Here is a 6,607-nt window from a genome sequence, read left to right on the forward strand (position 1 = left end):
CGCACTCTGGCTATGTTCATTTCGTTAGAAATGATTACCTTACATTGTTCAGTTTTCAAAGATCTGCTACATCGCTTGTTGCGACGTCTTGTATATACTACCACGTCAGAAACATCATGTCAACCACTTTTTCAAAGAATTTTTAATCATTTATTTTAACAATTAAATTCGAATAATTCTTTGTATTTTGGTGTTTAATAATGTCTCAGTAACAGCGACTTGATTAGTATACCGATTTATTGACATGTCGTCAACCCCTAAATTTTATTTTTTACAAAATTTTCTAAAATAACCTTATACCTTCAACCACTATACAGATACGATTAACATTTAGGCTCTTTTATTTACTTAAAGGCACCCTATGTGTCTTTAAACAAACACTAAAATACCTTGCCGCTAAAACTCCTTATAAAAAATATCCCAAATCTCTTATAAAAAATGGCCCAGAGAATATGCTCTCCAGACCACTTCTAAAAAAATATTACCAATTACTAGTTGGCACTAGCAAAGGCTACTGCACTAAAAGCAGCCATTTGCCCCTCACCAACAGCTTTCGCAACTTGTAATGGTGTTCCAGCCACATCACCAGCTGCAAAAAGACCTTTATAGTTCGTTTCCATATTGCGTCCTACTGCCACAGACGTTCCATCTAAATGAACACCTTCTACAATATTTTCAGGTGGACAAGCATCACGCAAGAAAAACACGCCATCTACATCTTTAGTCCCCTCATTGGTTTCAATAGCAGTTACCTTTTGTTCACCTACAACGCCGTTTACGATAGCTCGCTTATGCACAACAACTGAAGCTGGCAACGCGGCTAACCACTCTGCAGGTAACTGTAAAGCTCCACCAATATACAAATTAATTGTTTTTGCTAATGAAGCTAATAACTCTACATCTTGTTGATACGCTAATGTATTTATATATACAGCAATATCTTTGTTTTCAAAAAAATGACCATCACAGCTAGCACAATAACTTACCCCGCGTCCTAATAAAGCACGCTCGCCTGGCACAGTTTTACTCATAGTAACACCAGTAGCTAGAATTACACTTTTTGCTTGATATACATTTTCATCAGTCATAATTGTGAACGGCGCCCCTATAAAAACAGATTGCACTCGTTCTTTTGCAATAGTAGGTTCGTACGCCAACGTTTGTTCTAACAATTGATCCATAAAATCAGGACCACTAATGGTCATAATTCCAGGATAATTATCAATTCGGTGCGCTCTACGCAACTTATCACTAAATCCAGCGGCTTCGAAAAGAATAACAGATTTATTATGGACACGCGCTGTAAGAGCTGCTGAAAGTCCTGCTGGGCCACCACCTACAATAGCAATATCATATACAGTCATATACTTCCTCTATTATTTAATAAAAACTGGCTACTCGCCATTTGCAAGTAGCCAGCATCTTCATGTGCTAAACCAAACGGTTATAAAGGTCTATTAATTTTTTACATCAGAAAATTTAAAACCTTGTGCTTCTGCTTGTTGAATCAATTTTTGACGCATTGGCACTGGCTGTTTGCTAGCAATCTGTTTAGAAAAAGAATCAACACGACGATTGGTATCACGCATATCGTAATATTGCTCCATTTCCTCATCATAATCTTCTAATAATTCCTTATACGAATCAAATACTGTATAGGAATCATCAAATACATTAGCCTCACGTGGCATTCTCGGCTTTAATTGTGGCTTTTGATTTGGTACGCCAATCCCTAAGCCTAGCATAGGGAATGTTAGCTCTGGCAATTTTAACAATTCAATCATTTTTGGCACATTATTTAAAATGCTGCCAAAGTAAACCGTACCGAACCCTGCCATTTCAGCAGCAGCCACCATATTCTGCGCAGCTAAACTAGCATCTGTCCAGCCCTGGAAAAAGCGATCACTATCACGTTCCGTATCAGATACAACCCCTTGTTCACGCGCAATTCTAGAATTACGGTACGCATCTACTAAAAATATAAATAATTCTGGCACCCGTGCTACATATTCCTGATTACAAATTTCAGAAATTTGTGCTTTCAGTGATGGATCCACAATACGGATAATACTAAAACTTTGCATACCTTGACTACTAGCTGTACGCTTAGCTACATCTAATAAAATACTCAATTGTTGAGGTGGAATTGGACTTGATTTAAATTCACGAATAGTTCGGTGATTTAATAATACATCAATAGGGTTCATAAAACTGACTCCTTTATATCTAAATATATCGAAATATCTCTTTCTACAGTACCACTATTTTATAAAATTGTCTACCCTTAGCCCAACTTACACCCTCACTAAGAAAAACTTCTCCACTAAGTAATTTAACTAAACCAAAAGATATCAAATAGTATAACTTTCATTTGAGAAATACCATTACATAACACAACTGAGTATATTACTATTTTTCCAAGCTACTTATCTATGGCCCCAAACCAACTGATATAGTTCTTCCCCAACGCTATCAGGCACAATAGTATCTTCAGTTTGATCATATTCGTACTCATCTTCTGCATATGGAGTACCATCAGCATAGTATGGTTGCAATTCTAATGTCTGAATTGTATAGTCATGACGATTTAAGCGCATGCGCTCATAATAATATTCACCACTTGGCTCATTAATACGCACCCACAGCACAGCTAAATCGGAATCTTTTTGCACAGTGCTATTGTCAATGGAAATTTGATCCCCACTAGCACTTTCCCCTACATAATACCAATCAGCTGCCTCTACTGCATTAACGCCTAGCCCCAAAGCACTAACTACACCTAACACAGCAACATATTTTTTCCATGACTTCATACTAACACCTCTTTTAAAAATTTTACACAAAAAACACAAAAACAAATTTTAATTATATAAGTTATATAAAATTATAATAAATTTAAGGAAAATGTCAAATTACTTATAGTCACAGCTTTATATGTGATATAATTTTAAAATTTCTTCTTGTTTTAATGCTTATTTTAATAATTCATTTAATTTTAACTTATCGTTATAAATAAAACGTCATGATTCAAAAATATATGTCATCTCTCTATAGATATCCACTAAAAATGTCCATACTATATGGGCATATTAAGTCTTTTTTATTCTTCAATATGAGTAAAAGTCATATTAAATTTGGCTAAACTCCTTATTTTTGCTATACTATTAATAGGTTAGCTAAAACCTACTATCAATTTAGAAGTGTAATTATGTCCTCACTGAGTAGATTCTATATCAGTGATTCATAAAAACACATTCTACGAATGTAAATAAGTCTATGAATTAAAAAGGAGTCTATTATGAAACTTCAATTGAAAAAAACTGTAACTCGTGGTTTATTAATCGCCGCTTTAGCTGCTGGCTTTACAGGTTCTGCATTAGCCGCTGCTCCAGCTGATACTGGTGCACAAATTCATGTTAGTGGCACTGCTACTCGTTCTGTAGCGCCAAACTATGCTTTGTTGCGTTTAGGTATTACTAGTGAAGCTGCTACTGTTAACGCTGCTAAAACTACTAATGATCGTGTAATGAGCGATTTAATTTCTCGTTTAACAAATCTTGGTATTAATAAAAACTTAATCCAAACTTCCAATTTCTCTGTATCCCCACGCACAGAATATCGCCCACTTAAAAACAATGAGCAACAAGAAAAAATTACATCCTATGTAATTTCCAATACCGTTACTGTACGCATCAATGATTTAAACAAAATTAGCCAAACCATTGATAATGCAGTAGCTGCTGGCGCTAATAATATCCAATCACTTAGCTTCCAAGCTGATGTAGATCAAAGCTTAACAGACCAATTAACTGCGGAAGCAGTAAAAAATGGTCGCTATCAAGCCGAAGTAATTGCTAATGCATTAGGCCAACAACTTGGCAGCATTAAAGATGCTTCCGTAGGTTCAACTAATACTTACACTATGGAAAATACGTCCTTACGCATGTACAAAATGGCTGATGCTGCTTTAAGTTCTTCAACACCAGTAGAACAAGGTGATATTACTGTAAGTAAAGATGTAGATCTTACATTCTACGTATATTAATTTAGAGCTGTAACTATTAACTGATAATTACACAAACTAAATCAGCTACATAAACTAAATAAGTAAAATAAAGGCTGTAACCAAATGCGGATTTATTCCACATTCAGGTTACAGCCTTTTTACTATTACACTAATTATTTATTATTAATTTATTATTTCTTCTCAGGTACTATCCCTACATGAACAGCTACAATTCCACCAGTCAATTCATAATAAGCAGCCTCTTCAAAACCAACTTCTTTAAAATACTCTAGAACTTTGGATTGATGAGGATACCGCCGTAAAGATTCAGGTAACCACGCATAGGAAGAATTATCCTTACTAAGTTTTCCTAAAATAGGCAATATCTTTTCAAAATATAAATAATATAATTGTTTAAATCCTAAAGCAGTCGGTTTCGCTAGCTCTAAAGTAACGACACGACCACCCGGTTTTACAACACGCTTCATTTCACTTAATGTTTTAATTATATCGGGTACATTACGAAGGGCAAATGCACTCATTGCACAATCAAATGAATTCGCCTCGTAAGGTAAATTCATAGCATCCCCTTCCACTAAGTTGACTCGATCAAGTAACCCCGCTTCATGCAAGCGCACTTCCCCTTGAGCCAACATTTCAGGACTAAAATCTAACGCTTCAATATGTAAAGAAGGCATCTGCCGCAAAGCTTCCTTAGTAAGCATCCCTGTGCCACAAGCCACATCTAATAGCTGCATACCCTCTGCTAAGCCTAACTTTTCTACTGCAAAACGACGCCAATAGGCATCTTGATGGAAACTCAACAATGAGTTCATCAAATCATAATGCTTTGCAATATGAGAAAATACGCCTTGTACAAATACTTCTTTCTCTGCATGATTTGTAAATTGTAACGATTGTCTCGTTGTATTCCCATCCATATCCTTCTTCACTCTCATTCTGCCAAACCTATACTACCTAACTTCTTCATACCTTCTTGTATATTCTTTTAGTATACCTAATGATATGGTTATTTGTAAAGTTAGTCCCTGCATTTTGAATACAATATAGCCTATATATACGGCGTTACTAAAGAAAAATTTAAACTTGTAAAAAAAGACAAAAAATTTTTAAATTTCCTCTTGCTATTATTTTTTGTCCGTATTATAATGACATATGTCCATCATGAATGAAACATTCTTTATATGTAAGGAGAGATGATTATGAAACAAATTTTGCAGATTTTTAACCGAGTCCCATTAATTTATCAAATTATGGTTGGCCTCGTAATAGGGATTTGTATTTCCCTAATTAACCCTGACATTGGCAAGGATTTATCTTTATTAGGCATTATTTTTGTTGGTGCATTAAAAGGAATTGCACCGTTACTTGTATTTTTCTTAGTTATTGCGGCTGTATGTCGTCACAAAGCAGGACAAAGCTCTGGAATGAAGCAAATTATCAGCATGTATGTGATTGGTATGTTCTTATCTGCTTTAATTGCTGTATTTGCCAGTTATTTATTCCCTGCAACCTTGCATTTAACTGCTGTAACACAAGATACCAAAGCACCAGAAGGGATTGCAGAAGTATTAATTACTCTTTTACGTAATATTGTCGATAATCCACTTCATGCAATCATGACTGGTAACTATATTGGTATTCTCGGCTGGTCTGTAGTTATCGGGTTTGCCCTTCGTCATGCTAAAGATGAAATTAAAGATGTCTTTGTTGGTATTTCAGATGCAATTACAACAGTAGTACAATGGGTTATTCGTTTAGCACCATTTGGTATCATGGGCTTAGTAGCTGAATCTATTGCCACTAATGGTATTGAAGCATTACTTGAATACGCTGTATTACTAGGCACTTTACTAGGAAGTATGTTCTTTGTTGCCTTAGTTGTAAATCCAATTATTGTATTTGCTGTTATGAAACGTAATCCATTCCCTCTTACGTTTAAGTGTTTGCGTGAATCTGGCATTACGGCCTTCTTTACCCGTAGTTCCGCAGCCAATATTCCTGTAAATATGAATATGGCTAAACGACTTGGTCTATCCCCTGATTTATACTCAATTGCAATTCCACTAGGTGCCACTATTAATATGGCCGGTGCTGCTATTACAATCACTATTATGACATTAGCAGCCGTTAATACATTACAAATTCCAGTTGATTTTAGTACAGCCATTTTATTAAGTATTATTGCCACTATTGGTTCTTGTGGTGCTTCTGGAGTGGCCGGTGGTTCCCTATTACTTATTCCATTAGCATGTAGTTTATTTGGCATTTCTAACGATATTGCAATGCAAGTTGTTGGTGTTGGCTTTATTATTGGGGTATTACAAGACTCCACTGAAACAGCCCTTAACTCCTCCACCGATATTCTATTTGTAGCAGCAGCTGATTTTGCTAAAAATGGATATCCAGAAGATTTAAACGCAGGTCGTGTAGAAACAATTAAACCTGAATTAGCTGAATAAATTTAAATGTAAAAAGATAGCTAATCTTATAGATTTATAATCGTTCTCCGTGTTTGCAGTAGTCATAAACTACTAAATAATATTCTTACAACAAAAGAGGCGCTCTCTTAAGAGAGCG

The 6,607-nt window shown here is 35.4% G+C and carries 6 protein-coding genes; 2 read left to right on the forward strand and 4 right to left on the reverse strand.

Annotated elements, in window-relative coordinates:
* Positions 1-491: 491 nt before the first annotated feature.
* The 3 genes from NFR27_RS09990 to NFR27_RS10000 all read right to left on the reverse strand — a co-directional run bounded on the left by NFR27_RS09990 (position 492) and on the right by NFR27_RS10000 (position 2,813).
* A complete protein-coding gene (locus tag NFR27_RS09990; protein ID WP_251440805.1) occupies positions 492-1,364 on the reverse strand; it encodes an NAD(P)/FAD-dependent oxidoreductase in 873 nt (290 codons plus the stop codon).
* A gap of 93 nt (positions 1,365-1,457) precedes the next feature.
* A complete protein-coding gene (locus tag NFR27_RS09995; protein ID WP_251440807.1) occupies positions 1,458-2,207 on the reverse strand; it encodes an NADPH-dependent oxidoreductase in 750 nt (249 codons plus the stop codon).
* 219 nt (positions 2,208-2,426) lie between these two features.
* Positions 2,427-2,813, reverse strand: coding sequence for a hypothetical protein (locus NFR27_RS10000; protein ID WP_251440810.1), 387 nt, complete (start codon positions 2,811-2,813; stop codon positions 2,427-2,429).
* Between the two features lie 485 nt (positions 2,814-3,298).
* On the opposite strand from NFR27_RS10000, the gene NFR27_RS10005 reads away from it, so the two are divergent.
* A complete protein-coding gene (locus NFR27_RS10005) occupies positions 3,299-4,045 on the forward strand; it encodes an SIMPL domain-containing protein (RefSeq protein ID WP_251440813.1) in 747 nt (248 codons plus the stop codon).
* A gap of 152 nt (positions 4,046-4,197) precedes the next feature.
* On the opposite strand, the gene NFR27_RS10010 is transcribed toward NFR27_RS10005, so the two are convergent.
* Positions 4,198-4,947 carry a class I SAM-dependent methyltransferase gene (locus NFR27_RS10010; RefSeq protein ID WP_371875172.1) on the reverse strand — a complete coding sequence of 250 codons (750 nt, stop codon included), beginning with the start codon at positions 4,945-4,947 and terminating at the stop codon, positions 4,198-4,200.
* A 282-nt stretch (positions 4,948-5,229) separates the two neighbouring features.
* Here NFR27_RS10010 and sstT point away from each other — a divergent pair, with 282 nt between their 5' ends.
* Positions 5,230-6,489 carry a serine/threonine transporter SstT gene (gene sstT, locus NFR27_RS10015; RefSeq protein WP_251440816.1) on the forward strand — a complete coding sequence of 420 codons (1,260 nt, stop codon included), beginning with the start codon at positions 5,230-5,232 and terminating at the stop codon, positions 6,487-6,489.
* The last annotated feature ends 118 nt before the right edge of the window (positions 6,490-6,607 follow it).

This window comes from Veillonella intestinalis, assembly GCF_943192895.1.
GTDB lineage: Bacteria > Bacillota > Negativicutes > Veillonellales > Veillonellaceae > Veillonella_A > Veillonella_A intestinalis.